The 22,126-nt window shown below is 48.4% G+C and carries 14 protein-coding genes; all 14 read left to right on the forward strand.

The window, feature by feature from the left end; genetic code table 11:
- Window positions 1-121: 121 nt before the first annotated feature.
- The 14 genes from AC0YNX_RS05610 (at window position 122) to AC0YNX_RS05675 (ending at window position 22,122) form a co-directional block, all read left to right on the forward strand.
- On the forward strand, window positions 122-946 hold the full coding sequence (locus AC0YNX_RS05610; RefSeq protein ID WP_475814643.1) for a hypothetical protein: 825 nt from the start codon (window positions 122-124) through the stop codon (window positions 944-946).
- A 78-nt stretch (window positions 947-1,024) separates the two neighbouring features.
- Window positions 1,025-1,471 (forward strand): hypothetical protein, encoded by a 447-nt coding sequence (locus tag AC0YNX_RS05615; RefSeq protein WP_475814644.1) that lies wholly within the window; start codon window positions 1,025-1,027, stop codon window positions 1,469-1,471.
- A 184-nt stretch (window positions 1,472-1,655) separates the two neighbouring features.
- Window positions 1,656-2,213, forward strand: coding sequence for a DEAD/DEAH box helicase family protein (locus tag AC0YNX_RS05620; protein ID WP_475814645.1), 558 nt, complete (start codon window positions 1,656-1,658; stop codon window positions 2,211-2,213).
- Between the two features lie 96 nt (window positions 2,214-2,309).
- On the forward strand, window positions 2,310-2,612 hold the full coding sequence (locus AC0YNX_RS05625; RefSeq protein WP_475815189.1) for an SMI1/KNR4 family protein: 303 nt from the start codon (window positions 2,310-2,312) through the stop codon (window positions 2,610-2,612).
- 172 nt (window positions 2,613-2,784) lie between these two features.
- The gene (locus AC0YNX_RS05630) at window positions 2,785-3,021 is read left to right on the forward strand and encodes a hypothetical protein (RefSeq protein WP_475814646.1); all 237 of its coding nucleotides are present in this window, start codon (window positions 2,785-2,787) and stop codon (window positions 3,019-3,021) included.
- A 617-nt stretch (window positions 3,022-3,638) separates the two neighbouring features.
- A complete protein-coding gene (locus tag AC0YNX_RS05635) occupies window positions 3,639-4,127 on the forward strand; it encodes a DinB family protein (RefSeq protein WP_475814647.1) in 489 nt (162 codons plus the stop codon).
- Between the two features lie 579 nt (window positions 4,128-4,706).
- Window positions 4,707-4,949, forward strand: a complete 243-nt coding sequence (locus tag AC0YNX_RS05640; RefSeq protein WP_475814648.1) for a hypothetical protein — start codon at window positions 4,707-4,709, stop codon at window positions 4,947-4,949.
- The gene (locus AC0YNX_RS05645) at window positions 4,930-5,154 is read left to right on the forward strand and encodes a hypothetical protein (protein ID WP_475814649.1); all 225 of its coding nucleotides are present in this window, start codon (window positions 4,930-4,932) and stop codon (window positions 5,152-5,154) included. Before AC0YNX_RS05640 ends, AC0YNX_RS05645 begins: the two co-directional genes overlap by 20 nt.
- A 620-nt stretch (window positions 5,155-5,774) precedes the next feature.
- On the forward strand, window positions 5,775-6,167 hold the full coding sequence (locus AC0YNX_RS05650; protein WP_475814650.1) for a DUF3221 domain-containing protein: 393 nt from the start codon (window positions 5,775-5,777) through the stop codon (window positions 6,165-6,167).
- A gap of 272 nt (window positions 6,168-6,439) precedes the next feature.
- Window positions 6,440-6,727, forward strand: coding sequence for a hypothetical protein (locus tag AC0YNX_RS05655; protein ID WP_475814651.1), 288 nt, complete (start codon window positions 6,440-6,442; stop codon window positions 6,725-6,727).
- 33 nt (window positions 6,728-6,760) lie between these two features.
- Complete coding sequence (locus tag AC0YNX_RS05660; RefSeq protein WP_475814652.1) at window positions 6,761-7,957, forward strand: MFS transporter; 1,197 nt, start codon at window positions 6,761-6,763, stop codon at window positions 7,955-7,957.
- A gap of 224 nt (window positions 7,958-8,181) precedes the next feature.
- The gene (locus AC0YNX_RS05665) at window positions 8,182-9,501 is read left to right on the forward strand and encodes a response regulator transcription factor (protein ID WP_475814653.1); all 1,320 of its coding nucleotides are present in this window, start codon (window positions 8,182-8,184) and stop codon (window positions 9,499-9,501) included.
- A gap of 314 nt (window positions 9,502-9,815) precedes the next feature.
- Window positions 9,816-14,582, forward strand: a complete 4,767-nt coding sequence (locus tag AC0YNX_RS05670; protein ID WP_475814654.1) for a sugar-binding protein — start codon at window positions 9,816-9,818, stop codon at window positions 14,580-14,582.
- A 304-nt stretch (window positions 14,583-14,886) separates the two neighbouring features.
- Complete coding sequence (locus AC0YNX_RS05675) at window positions 14,887-22,122, forward strand: sugar-binding protein (RefSeq protein WP_475814655.1); 7,236 nt, start codon at window positions 14,887-14,889, stop codon at window positions 22,120-22,122.
- The last annotated feature ends 4 nt before the right edge of the window (window positions 22,123-22,126 follow it).

Genomic DNA, 22,126 nt, shown 5'->3' on the forward strand with positions numbered 1-22,126 from the left:
AATCGCACTCAAGAAAATGTACTATTTTGATTGATAAACCAAATGAACAGAAACGTATTTAACGAAATAAGACTGTTGAAGGAGAAGAAGCACAATGATACATTCCTACGAAATACCGCCCTTGTTGAAAGAAATCATGGAATGGGAGAAGGATATCAGTCAGAGAGTTCCTTACTTGGAGACACCGACAGGATACTTTCTGCAATTCAATCTCAATGACAACGGCGGGTACAGAAGCTCTCCAGCTGACGCGATCATGTTCGCGGGTACAGGTATGGATGGCATTCATTTTTCCTTCCTGACGGATTTCGGTTCAATCACTGATTTAAGTTTAGCGCCTATTATTCGTGTTGATCCGATGGATTTTGGGGATTGCGCGAAGATAGTCGCCTACAATATCAGAGACTTTTTCACCCTTCATTTCTCTGATCATGAAGGGCTGCTGCTGAACGATTTTGAATCGGAGAAACACTACTTGGCCTATGTGAAAGAGCAAGAAGAAACCGAGAATGATAGCGAGTATTTTGACAGGAAGAAGTGGCAACGGCAGAAGAATGAAGTGCGAGACTTGGCCATGCAGAGATTCGGATTTCGGCCTCTCCCTGACGGATATGCCTACATCCAAGAGGTTCGGAGAGCGCGATGGAACGAACTGATTATGACAACTTCCGATGGTTTGGGGGTCTCAACGCGTGGCCTAGCTGTGGATGGCCTTAAGAGACCGGTTCCTCACCCGTGGCATATGAAGGAAATTCCAGAACGGAAAGTAGAACAGTTAATTTCCTATATTGCTAGCGCAGAGCAAGCAGGGCTCTATGGCTTTATCCGTGACTGTCAAGCTCAAGGAGTGGATAATCACGAAGTTATCCGGGCGATCTGCGATCAACTTATTGCGCTCCAAATGCCTCTGGAAGCCAAAAGGCTGGCATATTGTATGGATATGTAAACGTTGAGGTGACGGGTACAATAGTGTAATAAGGATATGAATGAGCCCAAACCGATAAAACAATAAAGGAGAAGATTAATGACATTTCGCGGAACACAAACTATTATGATTTGGTCAATTATTAATGTTGCTGCCATCATAATTAGTATTGTTTATTCGAATCTGTCTCTCGCAATAATTTTCACAATTTTACTTCTATGTTCAGCAATACTTACACTTTCGACTTCTTTTGAAATTCTTGAATCTAAGTTAATAAAAAGAACTTTCTTTATCAAAAATGAAGAAATCGAAATTAAAGAAATTAGGTTCATTGAAGCTGTGACAGTCAAGAAGGCCGGTTATATTCATATTAGATTTGGAAAGTCCAATACAGAGGACTACTATATATTACATTTAAAAAATAACTCAAAAATCAAAGTTGAAGCTTTCTTAAAACATAAAGGAATAAGTTTGGGACGATATTTAAAGAGTCAATTTAAAGTTCAATTTAAGGAAATTGATAAGATAAAATATATATACGGATAAGTTCGGAAACTCAAGGTGCTACAGTTTATCAGCTTTCGGAACAGTATCATATTTCCTACGAACAGGCTGCCGGTTTATATCGGCAGCTTATTCTACTTACGGGCAGTTTTTTACAAATTAACCCTTCTGACTCTGCTTCAATCTGTGATAGTATTATTGAAATATCTTCCAAGGGGATGGTTTAATGAAATTTGTTATGATATTTGGTCCGCAGGCGGTAGGTAAAATGACAGTAGGACATGAACTGGAAAAGGTAACTGAGCTAAAGTTGTTTCACAATCACGTAACAATTGAAATGCTAGCCCCCCTATTTGGTTTTAATCGTGAAATGTGGAGATTAGTAAATAAATTTCGTCAGGACATATTCGAAACCGCAGCAGAAAGTGATATGTATGGAATGATTTTTACTTATGTATGGGGATTCGATTTGCAAGGTGATTGGGACTATGTTGATAAAGTTTGTAAAACATTCGAAGATAAAGGTGGCGAAGTTTTTTTTGTCGAGCTAGAAGCCGATCTTGAGAAAAGAATCGAGCGTAATAAAACATCTCACAGACTTGAACATAAACCAACCAAAAGGGATGTTACTCGTTCTGAACAGGATCTAGTAAAGACAATGGAGCAACATCGATTAAACTCCTTCGAGGGAGAAATTAAAAGAGAAAATTACATCAAAATTAACAACACGAATTTAACTGCTTGCGAGGTTGCTGAAATCATAAAGAATAGATTCTATTTATAGTGATGTATTGTTGCATTAACGGGCACTATAGAGGCGACGCAGTTGTAAAAACTGAGGACTCTATTAGAGATTTAGGAGGAAAAAGCATGTGGATAGATTTTATTAGAGAGTGATGGCGTTGAAGATGAATATAGTGTTGTAGTTTGGCCAGTTGAACGAATTTTGCAAGAGAACATAGAAATTCGAGAAGAATATTCAGAAGAACTCGATTCATTTAATGATTTTCTACTTTTTGCGGACGCCGGTAATGGAGATCTCTTTGCATTCTCAATTAAGGATGGGAATATCAATAACGAAGAAATCTATGTTTGGAATCATGAAGATGAAGGAATAGAAATATTAAGCTCATCATTAGATAAATTCCTTAAAGGCTGGTTAGAAGGAACAATTTCCATCTAATTTATTTGGACATTTATGAGATTGGTCGAAGAAGGGGCAGCGGGTAACACCGTATTCACGTATCGGGAGATTGGCTCTAGGCTCGTTCCGTTTTTCATTACGAACGGGCACGATAGCTCAATTAAGTGACAAAGAAATCTTACCCAGAATTTTTGAAATAGGCGGTTGCGTTATGAATCAAAAATGGAAGCTGCATAACGGTTTCTACAGCACGCTTATAGAAGTTGATGGTGATAAAGTGCTGGATGAAATAATAAAACACTTTGATGAAAACAATCCGAATAGTACTGAAAAAACATTGATTTTGGATATGTACTCTTTAGAACGTGACGCAAGTGAACTATTAAAGTTTCAAAGAAGAGTTAACTATTATGGTGAATTAGGATATACGATATTACTCACTTCTTAACCTGTGTTCGCTCCCTAACGTGGAACGATAACTGAATAATGAACAAGTAGAGGCTGCCGCAATGAACGGCAGTCTATCGTTTAACTGATTTTTTTATTACCCTAGCATTCCTGATCAAAGATTTTGTACCAATATAGAATCGTACCGATGTTTAGATTTCCTGACTGCTTAAGGGTGTCCACGCCGCGAGATTGTCATGATAAAGGAGGGACTTATATTACAACTGTCATTTTATTCTTATTATTGGTTATTATTATTCAGCTTTTCATAATTAACTCTAAACTGCCTAAAAGGGATTATTCGAAAGAAGCCGTTGAAGCAGCAATGCAAAGAGATCAACTCGCCAGGGAAGAGGCTCTTCGGAAGCTTTGAAGGTAACCAGTTAAACGGTAGAGCTTGGACAGTACCAGTTAGAATTACTAGTCTGATTGATGGCACTTGGGATACCTATGCAGATGTACGATTCTTAGTCGATGATGCGCCTTGGGAAGAGCTAGTCAGTGGAAACACCTTTAGATTATGGGCCGGTAACGGGCACATGAGGAAATTCATATAATTATTATTTTTTGAAATATTTTTGGTTAAGAATGGAATTGATCATAGAAAGGAAATACAAGATGGAGCTATTGTTGAAGCAATACGACTATATAAGACGTACACGAGAAATACTTTTCAACTATTGTGAGCAAATAACAAATGTTGAATATATAACAGAAGTGAAGCATTTCGGTCGAGGGGTGATTCGGGGAACACATTTTCATGTCGCAGAATGCTATGCTTATTGGCTCGGTGAGTTCGGTATGGGGAGACCTTGCGGTTGGCGAGAAGAGCTGATCGTAGATGTGGCTGCTATGCGTCGTTTATTCGCGGAGGTAGATATTATAGTTATTGAATTTCTTGAACGCTATGCTCTAAACATCGATACTCCGGTTGAAGGTCAGTTCAAAGGACATAAGTATGCGGCGACACCGCTGTGGCTTTTTACACATACTGTAACGCACGAGTTTCATCATAAAGGGCAAATCGCCACGATGGGACGTATGATAGGCTATACTCCCCCGGATCTGGATTTAATAATGACGGATGGAGTAGTTGATAACTACTAACAAAAGATGAGTAAGATAGCTTAATGATGTCGTCTCGAGGCGGCCTGTCCGCTAACGGGACAGGATACTCTGATGCTGCCACGAATAGATACGGAAAGCGATTTACTACAATGTAGAAGGTTACGGACGAATTAATCTCAATATAGTTTCAGAAGATAAAAAGGTTATTGTTTCATATCATGTAGCCCAAACAGATCATGATAAGATACTGCAGATTGTATTAAAGGGAATGGAGTTTGTAGGATTAGAAAATCACCTTCGTAAAGGTTGGGTAAGAGTACAAACTCCAACCTGAGATGATCGAATAGTTACACCAAGTCTTGTTAAGACAATAATTGAATGGTGCCTGATTCCCAAAGATGATCAACTTGTATTTGTTGATTGGGAAGGTAACATTTTGTAGGTTTTGCGTCTTAAAAGCTCTAATTGGTGAAGATTTAAAGGTCCAGTCGAAGTTAATTAGGCTGATGTTTAATGCATTCGATAGAACCCTAAATACGCATATCTAGCCCGTCGTTCCTTGATTTTCTGGGGCGATCAATAGCAAGATGATAGGAGTAAGATAAATGGAGGATATTTATGCTATTTAGGAAATCAACTAAATCAGATGAGCTCGCAATCCCCATAGATTGGGAGCCAATATGGGATGCAGGAGCGCCTATACCACATGTTATTTCTTCAGGAAATGAAACTTATTTAGTTTATTATATAGAAGAAGATCACGTGGATGGGGACGATTCAACGGTTAAAGTAATAAATCCGAATAGCATTGAGCATCTGCCAATAGCTGTTGTGAAATTTAATGGCTGCTATTATATATAAATTTGGTGGCGCGAATGATGAGGTTATGTATGGTCATCCGCTATACAATAAAGGTATAAAGTTCTACAGCGCTCATAAGGTCATCAACTCTAATTGGATTGAAGCAGAAGAGAAAATCAATAGTATACACGATAACTACAAACCTGAACAATGGAAAGATAGAAAGCATTACCTTCTCTTGTTTCATGATGAGCTATTTGAATAGAGCACCATATAAATCAGTATTATTGAGAATTATCAATGAACTGAACTAACATGAGGCAACCGAACCTAAAAGATCGGTTGCCTTTATTCAACTAACGGGGCAGTCTTGAAGAGGAAAACTGGTACTAGAGTAAGATGGTACTTATCAGAGTATCTATTGTATTAGATAATGTATGCATAGGACATCATGTGGAGGGCGTCGGAAGATATTGAGGTGTATTTATGAAGAAGGTTAAGATAATCCTTTGTATTTCGTTGTTAGTCATGGAAGGTATTCCGTTATTGATATATCCACTTGTACTCATCGCAGACATTATGACTTTGGCTGGAGAAGGGTCGTGGAAGGAGAATATACTCTTAAGTAGTATTGTTATATCTTTTCTTGTTGTGACTAGCTCATATCCATTAACGTACTTTTTAAGCGTTATTTATTACTTTAAAAAACATAAGCGAAATTATGGCAAGATGTGGGTACCTGTAGTTCCATTAGTACATCTCGTTTTTGTGTTCTTACTGTATTATTTTTGGAGCACTTCTTAATAGACTACGTTAATATCGCATTACTGAACTAACGGGCACGATAGCTGACTGGGATTTCAAATACAAAGGAAAATGTATAGTATGAAAAAGAAGTTTGTTATTGTTGTATTAGCATTTGTGTTAACTCTAATTGTAGGCTGTAAAGCGAAAGAACCTTGGGATTATAAAACAGGATTTGTTGTTGCTAAAGAGAATCGGAGAGTTTTGGTGGTACGAGAAAAACCTGCTGTTTTTAGAAAACCGATTAACGAAAAACCCTTCACGCCATCCAAGCGCATCTATGGAGTTATGAACATAGAAGAAATATTGAAAGAAGCCGGACACGATGCAATCTGGCTCTCTGTGGACAAAAAAGAATACGACAGTACCACTGTAGGTGATCAAGTAACTATTAATATTGCCAATGGGAAAATAGACCAGTCCAAACCAGCACAGGCAACTGCACACACCAAGACAATGTCTGATTTATTTTAGTTAAACTATCGGGAGACTATCGCTCAATACAACACGACGGCAGCTGGCATGATGTTCAGCTGTCGTTTTTCATTGAAGTAGCGGGGCAGAATTTCATAATGTGAACGGATGGTAAGAAAAGTAATTGTTTGTTACGCTAACGGGCAGATGATAGCTCCATCACAAAGGCAGTGGCCACTAGAACCGCTGCCTTTATTCCGCTAACGCGGCAGAGTAACGTAATAGAAAAATGTTATAATAAGTACAATATTTTGAACTGAGGTGAGATTGTAATGGAAGATAATAAGTATTCAGAGAATTACTTCGAGCACTACATTGCTAGTTTTTCTAGCACACGTCAAACGCCAGATAAAACTGGATTCGAGAAGTTAGCAAGATTGTATATAGATATTGAAGGTGCAGACACGTTTTCAAAATTAATAAAAGAAATTCAGTTAATTAAGGAAAATGATGATTGGTCTTACTTTGAAGAGAGAGCTAGAGATTTTGAAATTAAAGTCTTATCTACTGATAAACTAAAGGAAATGGCTGAAGTAGCAATAAAAATATCCATGTATTAATAGTCTAGTAAAACAGAGATAGCGAGGGTATACATGCAAATTACTCGTGACATTCGCAAGTTTGTTTCGGTTCCCGGTGCAAAAACACTCCTCACCATGCTGTTTCTCTATGGCATAGGAACCGGCATCTTAGCACCGATGAATGCGGTCTATCTGAACGAGAGCCTCGGGCTTACAAAAGTGCAGATCACCATCGTCTTCGCGGTAGCCCTGTTCTGCAACATGGTAATCACGATCACAGTCGGCTGGGTCAGCGATCGTCTGAAAAGCAAGAAGATGCTCCCGGTATTGGCGGGCTTCCTTTGTATGATAGGCTTATTCATCTACATGAATGCAGCTGGATTTCGGACTGCGCTCATCGGTATGACAATTGCAGTCGCACCGTCGGGTTTGATTATGGGGCAACTGTTTGCCATGGCAAGAAATCATTTCTCCCGTCGTGCTGGTGATATTGTCGAGATGGCTCAGCTATGGCTTCGGGCATCATTTAGCGTTGGATTTTTTGCCGGACTTTTACTTGGAGCGAACATCTTCCTGATTGCATCGTTTCGAGGTGTGTTACTGGGCAATATGGCGGGATATGCATGTCTGGTAGTCCTGCTATTGTTGTATAACGAAACGACAGGAGCAAGGGAAGTGAAGCAAGAAGGAAAAGGCGAGCCGTTCTCTCTGATCATGCTCGTTGCGATCCTAATGCTTTCTTGTGCCGATGCGATACGGGGATTATATTTGCAACTTGTCGTTTTGCAGTTGTTTGGGAAGCCGGAGACCATGTCCTACATATGGAGCGCACAGGCGGTATTTGAGCTGCTGTTTATGACAATGGGGGGATACTGGGCAGCGCGATACGGGAGTAAAAGGATCATTTTAGTAGGCGGTTGTTTTGCTCTCGCTACTTATTTGACTTATATAAGCAGTTCCTCGCTTGTTTTATTCTTTGCCATACAGCCGTTGTATTCGTTTTTTGTGTCGGTTCTATATGGAGTCGCTATGGGATATGTACAGCGGATGTTCTTAAGCCGGACAGGCTTTGGGGCTAGTTTATACGTGTTCATATCGCAGACTGCTGCTTTAATCGGATACTTCCTGCCGCTGTTTATTCGAGGAATCACACCAAAGGTATTTTTCATACCCAGTGTACTTGCGGCCGTATCGTTATTGATAATCGGAATGGTGTTGTATCGGGAGAGAAAATCAGATTTGAAGAATTCAACTTGTCGAGGGATTTAGAGATTTAGCTAACGGGACACATTAGCTCAATAATCAATAGAGAAGGCAGCCACCATAATGGCTGCCTTTTTCGCGTTATCAAGTTATCGACAAACACTTTAGCAAACCTTTAACTAAATACGCAGGAGTTTGCAGTTGATTACGTGAATTGATTCTCTTGAATACGCTTACATACGCACCAGGTGCTGCTGTCAATGATGGACAACTTGGGAGGACGATGGGTCATGTACCAATTATTGATTGTAGAAGATGAGAAAGGAATCCGCGAAGTGTTGTCCTCGTGGGACTGGGAAAGGCATGGGATACAGGTAGCTGGCAGCTGCGGACACGGTTTGGAAGCACTGGCCTTCATTGCGAATCATCCGGTTGATATCGTCATGACCGATATCCGAATGCCGTTCATGGACGGCGTCGCGCTGATGGAATCGATCAATCGCCTGTATCCTTTCATTAAGCTCATCGTTTTGTCCGGGTACAGTGATTTCAGCTATGCGAAGAAAGCGACCCAATACGGAGCTGTCGATTATTTGCTGAAACCAGTCTCATTCGCGGAGCTTGCTAAGGTTGCAGGCCAATCGAAGCATCTATTGGACGAGCGGCAGCAGCATAAGCATCGGGTTGACGTGCTGGCTCGCAAGGCGCAGCAGCTGACGAAAGTGCTGCGTGAGGAGTTTCTCGCCAGACTATTCACGAAGCCATTGTCCGCCGAAGAGCTGGAGCAAGGGAGCGCAGAGGGGGAGATGTCCCTGGATGCAAGACTGTATACAGCGGCGTTACTGCGCATGGATCGAGTGGGCATTCATGGGCAGCGGCTGACGGAGAAGGAGCGGAGCTTGTTCTCTTTTTCGCTGGATAATATTCTTAACGACATCTGGGATGCGCAATCGTTAGGCTACCATTTGGTCAATCGCGATAATCTGGAAGTTTATATGCTAGCCAAAGACTACGATGAGGCTCGCTTTGAGGAAGTCATCGACCAACTCCATACCTACGTCGGCCTGTTCAGGTCAACCTTCTCTCTCGGTATCGGTGAAGCGGTCCCCGAATTGAACATGACCTTCCTATCGATGGGTGCTGCTAAGTCAGCGCTCGAAGAATGTAGTGAGGGTGGGGCCGTGCGACGCGGCGCGATACAGATTGAATATGCCCGAGAGGCAGTCAGCAGCGAACCTGATGTTCAACCAACAGAGCTGGAATCTCATACGGCTCGGGACAGCATTATTCTGGTAGAAGCAATGCGCTATATGAAGGAGAATTACGGACGCAGCGTGACGCTGAAGGAAGTGGCTGATCATGTCTTCGTATCGACCAGCCATCTCTCGAACCTGTTCAAGAATGCAGGCGACCGGTTCTTGCGCTGCTTAACGACCATCCGCATGAATAAAGCGAAGGAACTAATGATGGACAACAGCTACAAAATCTATGAGATCGTCGAACTGGTCGGCTATTCCGATGCCGCATATTTTGCGGAAATCTTCAAGAAATACACAGGAAGAACGCCGAACGAATATCGCGGAAAATGGAAACAGACACGAGGCGGCTAGAAGCAGGTTTTGTCGATTTCAACCAAGAAGAAATCCCGTATAAATCGGAGTTTTGACCACTGTTCGCTCCGATTTGTCAAATGATACAATTTGGATTGGACAAAAGTCGAGAGCGATGCAAGGAGGGAGATGACAGTTTTTGACCGCCGCCCCCAGCAAGGATGCAGCTCGAGCATATGCAGGAGCAGGAGCATAGGCACGAAGACCCGCTTCCAACCACTCACCCGGCGGAAGATGCGAAGGAGCGCTAGAAGCGTGCCTTTGCAGAGCACTTCACATGATTCTCTATTCTGATGAGCGCGAGGGAGGATTTCATGAAGAAGAAGATGTTCAAATGGACGGCGCTGCTGCTTGCCGCGGTGCTCACGTTCTCCGGGCTAATTCCCGGTACCGCCCGCATTACGAATGCGGATCCGCTGCCTGGGGAAATTCTGACAACGGTTGATGCGTCAACGGTTCCGTACACCGGTCAATGGACCGGAAACACGACGCAGACTGCTTTTACATTCACAGGCTCGATGTGGTGGAGCGACGCTTGGTCGTGGATGTACAACAACGTTACGAATGCGAACGAAGCGGTCACTTTTCAATTTACTGGCGACTATGTCGCGCTGAACATGACGAAGCATGACCATGGCGGTAAAGTTAATATCTACGTGGACGGCGTGCTTAAGACCACGGTTGATACGGTTAATTCGACGTGGGTCGAATCGTCCCGCGTGTTCGAGCAATCCGGCTTATCGATGGGCGCTCACACGCTCAAAGTCGAAGTAGCGGGCAAATCAATTACGACGGATGCCTATGTATTGATTAAGTCATTCGTATATAGCACACCGCCATCTGCTAACTTGACGCCTCCTCCTGCGCCAGCTGCGAATCATACGCTGATCGACTCTGCGGCTGTTCCGAACACCGGCCAATGGACCGGCAACACGACGCAATCCGCATTCACTTTCACTGGCACCGGCTGGTGGAGTGACGCCTGGTCTTGGATGTACGACAATGTTGCGAACACCGGTGATGCGGTCAAGTTCAACTTCACAGGCAACTCGGTCAAACTTTACTTAACGAAGCATAACTTGGGAGGCAAAGCGAACATCTATGTCGACGACGTGCTCCAAACGACGGTCGATACCGCGTCAGCGGGCTGGGTCGAATCGGCGATGATGTTCGAGAAGACAGGGCTTACGCAAGGCGCCCACTCCATCAAGGTCGAAGTGGCGGGCAAGTCCATTTCCACCGATGCCTATGTCCTCATCAAAGCTTTCGATTACGGCACACAGCCGCCAGATAATTTCGATCCTCCCCCGGCACCGGCAGCGAATCATACCCTCGTAGATAAGACAGCGATTCCGAACACCGGCCAATGGACGGCCAACATGGCGCAAACAGCATTCACATTCACCGGCACGAGCTGGTGGAGCGACAGCTGGTCCTGGATGTATGACAATGTTGCGAATGCGAACGATGCGGTTCAATTCAATTTCACAGGTAACTCCATCAAGCTCTACATGACGAAGCATACGCAAGGCGGCAAAGCGAATATCTACGTGGACGGCGTGCTGAAGACAACGGTCGATACAGCTAACCCGTATTGGTTCGAGTCGGCGAACGTCTATGAGCTGACAGGGCTTACGCAAGGCGCCCACTCCATCAAGGTTGAAACGGCAGGGAAGTCCATCACAGGCGACGCTTTCATCCTCATTAGAGCGTTCGACTACGGTTCGCAGCCAACCGATAATTATGATCCGCCGCCTGCTCCGGCAGCCGGACATACTCTCGTTGACAAGAACGCGGTTCCGAATTCCGGCCAGTGGACTGCGAACACATCACAAACGGCATTCACATTCACCGGCACAGGCTGGTGGAGCGATGGCTGGTCGTGGATGTACGACAATGTGCAGAACGCCAGCGATGCGGTTCAATTCAACTTCACAGGCAATTCCATCAAGCTCTACATGACCAAGCACACAGAAGGCGGCAAAGCGAATATCTATGTCGACGGCGTCCTGAAAACAACGGTCGATACGGTCAATACGACATGGGTAGAATCGGCGAACGTCTATGAGCTGACGAGCCTTACGCAAGGCGCTCACTCGATCAAAGTCGAAGTGGCGGGCAAATCGATCACGGGAAATGCCTATATCTTGGTGAAAGCGTTCGATTACGGCACGGAGCAATCGAACCCTGATCCAGACCCAGATCCGTCCAAAGTCAAAGTCGACGTGAGCAGCAACCCTCACTCCGGGCAATGGACGACTAACGTAGCTGAGCCGGAATTTACTTTCACCGGCGCTGGATGGTGGAGCGACGGCTGGTCGTGGATGTACAACAACGTGGACAACGCGAATGAAGCGGTGGATTTCCACTTCACGGGCACAACCGTTGCCTTGTACATGACGAAGCAGCAGCAGGGTGGCATCGTCAAAGTGTATCTCGACGGCCTTCTCGAGAATACGATTGATACCTACAGTTCAGCCTGGCAGGATTCCGTAAAAGTCTACGAAGCAACTTCAATCCCTGCTGGTGACCATACGCTAACCGTCAAAGTAAACGGCAAATCGATCTCCGGCACAGCCTATGCGCTGATCAAGGCGTTCGAATATACGCCTAGCGGCGGTGGCGGCACGAGTCCTTACAAATTCAAGCTTATTAACGTGACGAGTCCTACTTACTACTCGACAATTAGCAGCAGCTCCGTGAATGTAGCGTTCTATGCGCCGGGCTTCACGCAAGCGAGCGCGACGTCACTGCATGCACCGGACAGTTCGCACACGAACACTTACGGCTACATGAAGTCGCTTACGTCTTCGAATATTACGCTTGATCAGAACGACAGCGGCAAAGGAACGTTCACGTTTAATGCATCGGACTTCCCGAAAGGACCTGTCACGATCCACATCCGCGCATGGAATTCAGCGGGCGAATCCGATGACAGTTACCTCCAGGTGGTGAACAATGCTGGATCGACGGCATGGAACGGTGGTCCTAGCAATACGCGCAGCACGGTCCCAGCGGCGATTGCTGCTCATGGACTGACCATGCAGCAAGTCTTCCTGGACGACTTCACGACGCTGCCGACCATTTCCTACACTGGCGCAGGCGCGGATAAATATGCCGCTGCGAAGCCGGATCCGTACGGCTGGCCGGAATATGCCGATGCCAAATTCACGCCGCCGAACTATTCGTACGGCACGGCAGTCAGCAATTATAGTCCGTTCTCCATCGTTAACTCGGATTACTTGAAGATCGAGACGAAGAACTGGGGCACGCAGATTGAACCGAACTGGGGACAGAAAATGACGACGGGATTCCTTGCTTCAATGGGCACCGACGGTTCAGGTTTCGTAACTCAGCCGGGCTCTGCGCAATATTTCGAGACGCGCTTGTTCCTGCCGAATAACCCAGGCTTATGGCCGGCATTCTGGACCTTGACGCCGAATGATCCGAATGGACGTCCGGGCAACGACGAGCTTGACGTGCTCGAAGCGTACATGGGCGGCAATCCGACGACCACTACGTACAATCACCATACGTGGGGCGATGGCTATGGCGGCATTCACACCGGCGGCACGGCAAGCACGAACAGCTTCGGGAACAGCGTCAATCTCTCCGAAGGCTGGCACACGTACGGCATGCTCATTACCCAAGACACGACTTATTACTATTTCGATGACCAGTACATTCCGAATTCTTCGCATCCGACGCTGGATCGCAGCTGGACGGTCGGCAACTACTTCATGATCAACAACGCTTTTAGACAAAGCGATGCGGATTCGTACCGCGGAGGCTTTGACCGTTACGGCAACACCGCTGAGATGTATGTCGACTGGGTGCGCGTATTCCAAGTCCAGAACGCTGGCTTCACGCCAATGTTCGACAAGACGGAAGCGCAAGTGGGCAGCACGGTATCCATAGACATCCTGCGCGACTCTTCCGTGCAATCGCTAGCCGGCACATATAACCTCAGCTTGCCGACAGGATGGACGGTAGCGTCTGGCGGTACCTTCGCATCCGGCCGCACCAAAGACACAATCGTGCTGAACGTACCTTCGAGCTTCTCTCAATTCCAAGGCACGATCGGCATTACGCCTGTATCCGGAGGGACGTCTTATCCGACCAGGAGCGTCGCATTCACGACGAAGGGGCTTTATAGCACGGCCATTTTCCCTACAATTAATACTTCTGGCGGTTACAATTTGAACTTCAAGTACAACAATCTGACCTCCGGATCGCTCTCGAACATTGTCGTTACGGCAACGGGTCCGAACAATTGGACGCAAACGCAAACCATCTCTTCGGTTAGCGGCAACAATTCGGCGACAGCAGTATTCACTATACCATCGCTTGACGCTTACACGACAGCTTCGTACACGTTCCATGTGGCTCTCCCGGGCGGATTCTCGTTCGATGTGACGCGTCCGATTAGCGGTCTAACGGCACCAAAAGCGTCTTCCGCGATCACGATCGACGGCACGATCCATTCGTCCGAATGGACGGGAGCAACAGATATCGTTCTGAATCAATCGTCGCAAGCTTCCGGTACTTGGGGCGGCGTCAATGACCAGAGCGCGACCGCGAAGGTGAAGTGGGACGACAACTATCTCTACGTGGCCGTTCAAGTGAAGGATGATGTGCATTCCATGACAGCATCAAACATCGTCGACGCATGGGGAGGAGACAGCTTGCAAATCTCCATCGATCCTGCCCGTGCTTCCGGCGTCGTCTCTGGCGGTCCGCACCTCAGCTTCACCTCAGCGCTGAACTCGTCAACGGGAGCATACGGCATTGCGGTTGACCGGACGGACTATTCAGGACTTGGATTATCATACGGCCAGCTGCTTACGAGGAGCCTAAGCAATGTGAAGCGAGATGAAGTCAACAAGACGACAACGTATACACTTGCTTTCGCGTGGGCTGATATCCTGCCTTCGGCTTATACGAGTACGAAGGATCTCGGAATCTCGTTCGTCATTAACGACAGCGACGGCTCCGGCCGCAAAGGCTGGCTCTCTTACATGGGCGGTATTGCGAATGGCAAGGACCCTGCGCAATTCGGCGATCTGATCTTGAAAAATTAACTCATAGCAAAGGGGGTTCTCGGAGCGATCCGGGAGCCTTCTTTTCATCACGCGCATTCTATTGACGGACATCATGCGTTTACCATAGAAACTAGAGTTTTGCCATATTCAAGTGCCTATCTCTTTTCTTTATACTTATGGGGGACAAGGAAATACGGTCACCATGTGGCCCGAGAAGGGGGATAAATTTACATCTGTACCCGTCAAGGCAAGGGGTATAAGGAGCGCAAAGGAAACGCAGATATCTCAGACATCAAGCGGAGTTAATCGTAATAAAGACAACGATAACCTGGGAGGTACCCAAATGAGGATTACGCGCGAATGGAAGCGTTTTCGGCGGTCCATGGCGTTCATGCTTACGTTCTCCATGCTTGTATCTACCTTCGTCGGTCTCGGACTGACGACGACGGCGCAAGCTGCGGCAGGGGACGGCATCACGTCTATCATTTCACCTGCATATCGTTCAGACATTACGAGCAACACCATCACCATAGAATTCCACAACAATCTCGGCACGACAGCGAAGGTATATTCGCAGAAGCAGCCGGCCGATCTGAACAATGCGAGCAACGGCACGAAGGATCTTGTAGGCGAAGTGTCGCTCGTTAATGAGAATGGAAGCATCGCTTTCCCGGCTTCCGAGTATCCATACGGACCGATTTCCGTACGCATTCAAGTGTTCCAGAACGGCAACGAACTCGATAACGCTTACCTGCAGCTGAACAACAAGGTCGGCGTGCAGTGGCGCAGCGGACTTGAGAACGCTCCTGCCAATCCGGTAACAAGCGGTATGAATACGGTGTTCTCGGATGATTTCAAGACGATGCCGTCGATTAACAAAACAGGCATCGGCGCTACATACGCCTCAGCTAAGGTCGATGAAACGCGCGGCGGCATGTTCGGCTGGGCGGCGTTCGAGGATTACGCCGGGGCGAACAACCCATTCTCGATTGCCGACAACGAGTTCATGCAATTGACGACGACTTATCACCCAACTGGCTATGTCCGCGACGATTATTGGAAACAGAAGGTCAGCACCGGTTATCTGTCCTCCATGAACCAAGCGGGCGGCGGGTTCCATACGGAAGGCGGACGCAACCAGTATTTCGAAGCACGGATGTTCTTCGGTCCGAACCCGGGAATGTGGCCGGCGTTCTGGACGTTGACAGCGAACGGCTATGTGCAAAATCCAGACTTGGCGAACCAGCCGAGCGATGAGCTCGATATTCTCGAAGGCTACATGGGTACGCCAAACGGCTATCAGATCGCATGGCATCCTTGGGGCTACGACAAGCCTGCGGCAGCGAGCTACGATGCCAGCAAGCTTGGCGGCGGATATCAAGTGAATCTGGATACGCCGGCTTTCAACAACATCAACCTGGCGATGGGCTTCCATACGCTTGGCGTCTATATCACGAAGGATTGGACGTATTACTACTGCGACAATGTGCTCGTGAACCGTCACCAGACGCTGCCGTTCAGCTGGCAGTACGGCAACTATTTCATCCTGAACGCGGCATTGTCCGACCACTACGGCATTAACGGCAACAACAGCGATCCTTTCGCGAATTTCGAAATGCCTGGCGGCTTCACGCGTTACGGCAACGAAAGCGACACGTACATCGACTGGGTTCGCGTCTATCAGGATGCTCCTGGCGCTGTTCGCTTCGAGAGCGATTCATCGATCAAAGCGCTCTCCGGCGATGTCGTTCATGTGAGCGTTAGCCGCAACGGTGCAGCGGCAGCGTTGTCAGGCGCTTATCATGTTGATGCGCCTGCGGGCTGGAAGATCATGAGCGGCGTTCAATTCGTTGACATGACGGGCACGTTTAATTCACCGTTCACGGCGGGATCGAGCAGCGACAAGCTTACGTTCCTCGTGCCGAACGATTATGATGCGACGGCGGATATTACGATTACGCCAGTAGCGAGCAACAATACGTCATACGAGCCGCTTGTCATCTCCGCGACGGCGACCGGAGCGGAAGGCGAGTTGATTCGCGTCGACGCCACTACGTACCCTTATCGCAATATGGACGGCGGCAGTCAAGGTCCATGGACAGGTTACGATCCGAGCACGAACCTCGAGACCTATTTCAATTTCATTGACGGCGGCTGGTGGCGTGACGGCTGGAGCTGGATGTACGTTCGCGAATCCGCAACGACGGCGATGGAGTTCAAATTTAACGGTACGACCATTGGACTCGATATGACAAAATGCAGTGAATGCGGCGAAGGCGATATTTACTTGGATGGCGTTCTACAGCAGCATATCGATACGAGTGCGACTTCCGATCAGACGGTACGCATCTTCGAGAAGAGCGGTCTTACGGACGGCGACCATACGTTGAAGATTATGGGCGCGAACAGTGAAGCGGCGCGTTATCTGCGCATCGCCGGGTTCGAATTCCGCCACTTCGAGAATCCGAACGTGCCGAAGTTCTGGACAGAGAACACCTTCTTCAAAGCAGGACCGGGCGATGAGATCGCCGTGAATATCAATCGAAACGGAGCCGCGGGTACACGCTTCGGCACGTACGCGCTGACGTTCCCGACGAGCGGTTGGCAGGTAAAGGTGGGAGATAATTGGCAGGCTGCAGCAAGCCAATCATTCTCGACCAACCATTACACGGATACGATTCAGTTGAAAGTACCGGCGAATTATACGAGCAAGGATGGCAAAATCACGATCACACCAACGAGCAGCGACGGGAGTTACGCGCCGATTAATGTGACGGTGCAAGCGCCGGACGCTCCGGAAGCACCGGCAATAACAGGCATTGGCGAGAAGCGCATGGTCGATTCGACCACATACCCGTACGTGACTTCCTCTGGTGGAACAGATGGCGCCTGGACGTCGTTCAATCACAGCTCGCAGCCGAACGATTACTTTTCGTTCAACGGCAACTGGTGGAAAGATAACTGGGCATGGATGTATATCACTGCTGGGACGAATCAAGATTTGACGTTTAACTTCGAAGGCGACGCAGTCGGGCTGTATGCCCGTTATATCGATGGCGGCAGCTCATTCGACGTATATATCGACGGCGTCAAGCAAGGCTCGGTCGACACGAATGGCAGCAGCGGCAAAAAACGCGTGTTCAGCAAGAGCGGTCTCCCGGTAGGGAATCACACGCTTAAGCTGGTCGTTACGAAGCCTAGCGGCTCGATTGTACTGGAAGGCTTCGAATACGATTACGTGGAGTCGGATGAAGTACAGACCTTCCGCGTTGATTCTTCGACTTACCCGTATAAGAACACTTCGGGCGGAGACGGCGGACCATGGTCGACGTTTGATACGACTACACAAGGCAAAGCATACTTCAACGCAGCAGGCGGCTGGTGGCATGATTCATGGGCGTATATGTACGACAACTCGAACAACAATGGCGACACGCTCGGATTCACTTTCGACGGTACTGCGGTGTCGGTCTTCATGCGCACCTACAGTGGCGGAGGTCTGCTGGATGCCTATATTGACGGCGTTTATCAGTCGACGATTGATTCCAGAAGCACGGATACGGTATCGAATGCAAAGGTATTCGAGAAAACCGGCTTGCGAGGCGGCGAGCATAAGCTGGAACTGAAGGTGAAGAGCGAATCCGGTCGAGAAGCCGTCGTCATTGACGGGTTCGAGTACGTGTACGACCCGAACGCAGTCGTTCCGGGCTTCACGGCTCCAGCTTCGATCAATGTGGTGCAGGGCCAGAACGCAAGCATCAGCATCACGCGTGACGAGAATGCACAAGAGATGGCTGGTACGTACGAAGTCACGTTCCCAGACACGAATTGGTCTGTCGTATCGGGCGGCAGCTTCTCGGCTGGCAGAGCAAGCGACACGATCGTCGTAAGCGTGCCGGCAAGCTACGCGCTGCCTAACGGAACGATCAAGATTGCGCCGATAGTTAATGGCATTAAATATACAACGCAGACAGTGAACATTGTAGCTCCGAAGATTGCATTGCCTGATCTGGTGACCCTGCAATCACCAGCATACCGGGCGGAAATCAGCGGAGAAACGACGCTGAACTTCACGGTGAAAGGCGGCTACGCTACTGCCAAAGGTTACATGCTTCATCAACCGGACGCATCGCATTCGGATGTATCCGGATATATCGTCAAAGTGGGAGACGTGACTCTGGATGGCGACGGCGAAGGCTCGTTCACGTTCGATGCCGATCAATTCCCTCGTGGACCGGTTGCCGTGAAGGTGACGGCTGCGAAGGCGAATGGCACGTCAATTGATGATTACTTCCAGTTCTACAACACGGGCGGCGTCGAATGGAATATGGGGCTTACTAGTACGCCGATGCCTTCCCAACTGGACAATCTCAACATGCAAGTGACATTCCAAGATGACTTCAAATCCATGCCATCGATATCAAAGACCGGCATCGACGGGAATGGACAGCGCACGACATACACTTCGCATAAACCGGATTATCTCGACTACGGCGATGCTTTATTCGCGAGCCGCGGCTCAGCTTATGATCCATTCGAGCAAGTCGAAGACTATTTGAAGATCAAGACCAAATACTATGAGGATCCGCTTCCTGCGAGCGTTGACGGCTATCAGCGCCATTATACGACGGGCTTCCTCAGCTCCGTCGGCGATGACGGCACGGGCTTCCGAACAAAAGGCTATACGGATCAATACCTGGAGGCACGCTTCTTCGTCGGTGCTAACCCTCGCCAATGGCCAGCCTTCTGGACATTGACCGGCGTCAACGACGGTCCGACCGATGAGCTCGACATTATCGAAGCTTATCCGCCGAACGTATCCGGCTACTCCATCGCGACCCACGCATGGGGCTATGATAATCTGGACGGCGGCGGCAAAGCCGTTAACACGGTCGACTTGATCGGCAGCGACGCGGGTAACATCTCGATGGGCTTCCATACCTATGGCGTGCTGATTCAAGAAGATTACACGACGTATTATTTTGACAACATCGAAGTTTATAAGCAGAAGACGCTTCCGCTGTCGTGGCGCAAAGGAAACTACTTCCTGATCAACAATGCGATGACACAGAGCGACGCATTCCCTCCGGGCTATGGATTCGACCGTTACGGCGATCAATCCGACATGTATATCGACTGGGTCCGCGTGTACGAGAAGCCTGCGAATCCATCGAATGTTGTTTTTGATACAGCGGCTTACAGTCCGGTTAACGTAACGCCAGGCGAGGATCTGAGCCTTGATATTAACCGCGTGACGGATGGGGCGAAAGCGCTTAGCGGCACGTATCAAGTTCAAATGCCGGAAGGCTGGTCGATTGTTTCCGGCGGCTCCTTCAGCACAGGTTCATCCAAAGATACGCTGGTGCTCCACATTCCGGACAATTACGCGAAGTACACGTATGACCTGAAGATCACGCCTGTAGCAACGAGCGGAACGAGCTACAAGACGCTGACCGTTCAAACGAAGAACACAGATGATTCGATTGGCGTTGAGATTTATCCGGTGCAGAACTCCGCGAATAACGGCTGGGATGTGAAAGTCGCACTTACGAACAAGCATGATTCGGGCAGCATTGCTGGAGGTACTGTGCATATTGATGAGCCAGCTGCCGTCTCCGGCGATTATACCTTCGGCGAAATTGCTGGCGGGGAGACGCAATATGTAACGATCCCAGCGTCGATGCTGTCTGCAGACAGCCGTACGCACTTCACGTTCCATATCACGAACGAGGACGGCTATGACCGTTCCTTCGAGAAGAACATTAGCGATCTGACAGCAACACGTGTTAATCCAGAGCATCCGATTGTCGTGGACGGCTCCATTGATGCTGATGCATGGGCAGGTTCGCAGGTCATTCATCTGGGCGAGCAGCAGTCGACTTCGACCGATGGCAAACCATATAGCGCAAGCGATCGCTCGGCTGACCAATACGTGAAATGGGATGACGATTATCTGTATCTCGCCGTTCAAGTGACCGATGATGCGCACAGCATGGACGCGGCAGATGTATATGGCTCATGGGGCTCTGACAGCTTGCAGGTATCTTTCGACCCTGAACGCGCGGGCAGAACGGCATCGAGCGACAGCCATCCGCGCTTTATCGCTTCGTTGAACGCCACAACAGGTGCATCCGCGCTCGGCGTTGAAACGTGGGGCCCGGTCACAACGGGCAACTTGAATGATATTCATTACAAATTTACCCGCGATGAAGCGAATCACCTGACGAATTACGTGATCGCCTTCCCGTGGAGCAGCATACTCACGGATGCGCGCAAACCGGCGACGGAGGATCTGACTGACCTCGGCATCTCCGTACTCGTCAACGATAACGATGGCGCAGGCCGCGAAGGCTGGATCGCTTACATGGATGGCATCGCAACAGGCAAAGATCCGCTCAAGTTCGGTGATTTGATTCTGTCGTCTGAGCAATCCCTGCAGCCGCAGGAGCCTTCGGATTCGCTGCATGCAACATTCACAGGACCATCGTCCGCGCTCATTGGGCTGCCAGTTGGTTTGAAAATCGGTATTGCAGGCGTTAACGACCCGTTCACTTTGGCCGATATCATCGTCCAATACGATCCGAACAGCCTTACATTCGCGACCGACGTAGATGAAGACGGCAAATTAAGCCTTGCAGACGGTGCACTCACTTCGTTGAAAGATGGGTTCCATGTTCTTGGCACGGCGGTCAAACCGGAGCTCGGCCAGATTCGCATTCTGATGGCGAGCGAAGGGGCGAGCAGCGGTGTGACACAAAGCAGTGACCTGCTGCAGCTGCACGGTTTGGTGAAACAGGATGCGGAGCTCGGATCAACATCTGTCTCCTTGTCAAGTTTCAACATCAGCAACGACGGTGATACAGCATCCGTAGATACTTCTTCGGCATCGGTAAGCATCGCGATCGGTACCACCGACAATTCCGCGCTCAGCCAAGCAATCACGGCTGCACAAAGCTTGCACGACAGCGCAGTTGAGGGTACGGCGGACGGTAATTACCAAGTCGGCGCGAAGGCAGCATTGCAATCGGCTATCGACAGTGCAGCAGCGGTGAGAGACGATGCTGCGGCAACGCAAGACGAGGTGAATGCAGCTGCGGCGGCACTTGCGAACGCGGTAACGACGTTCAACAGCAAGAAGGTTGTCATCGTGGTCATCGCCGACAAAACGGCACTGAATGCTGCGATTACGGCTGCGCAAAGCAAGCTTGTTGGAGCTGTAGAAGGAACGAAGCTCGGCAAATACGCGGTCGGCTCGAAGGCTGCGCTGCAATCGTCCATCAATGCAGCAACAGCTGTTACGAATAACGCTTCAGCTACGCAAGCGCAAGTGAATCAGGCTGTCACGGAACTGAATGCTGCGGTGCAGACATTCCTGACCTCTCTGATTACTCTCGTGCCGGGCGAAACAAGCATTACGATCAAGGATCTGTCGCTTGTCGTGAAATACTTCGGCAAGAAATCGACAGACGAGGGCTGGGCTTCCATCGCCGCTGCCGACATATTCGACAATGGCGAAATTACGATTCAGTCGCTTGCTGCGGTTGCCCGCATGATTCTTGACGATTGGCTCGCCGAGTAACGGA

The sequence above is a fragment of the Paenibacillus sp. J31R98 genome, from assembly GCF_056269245.1.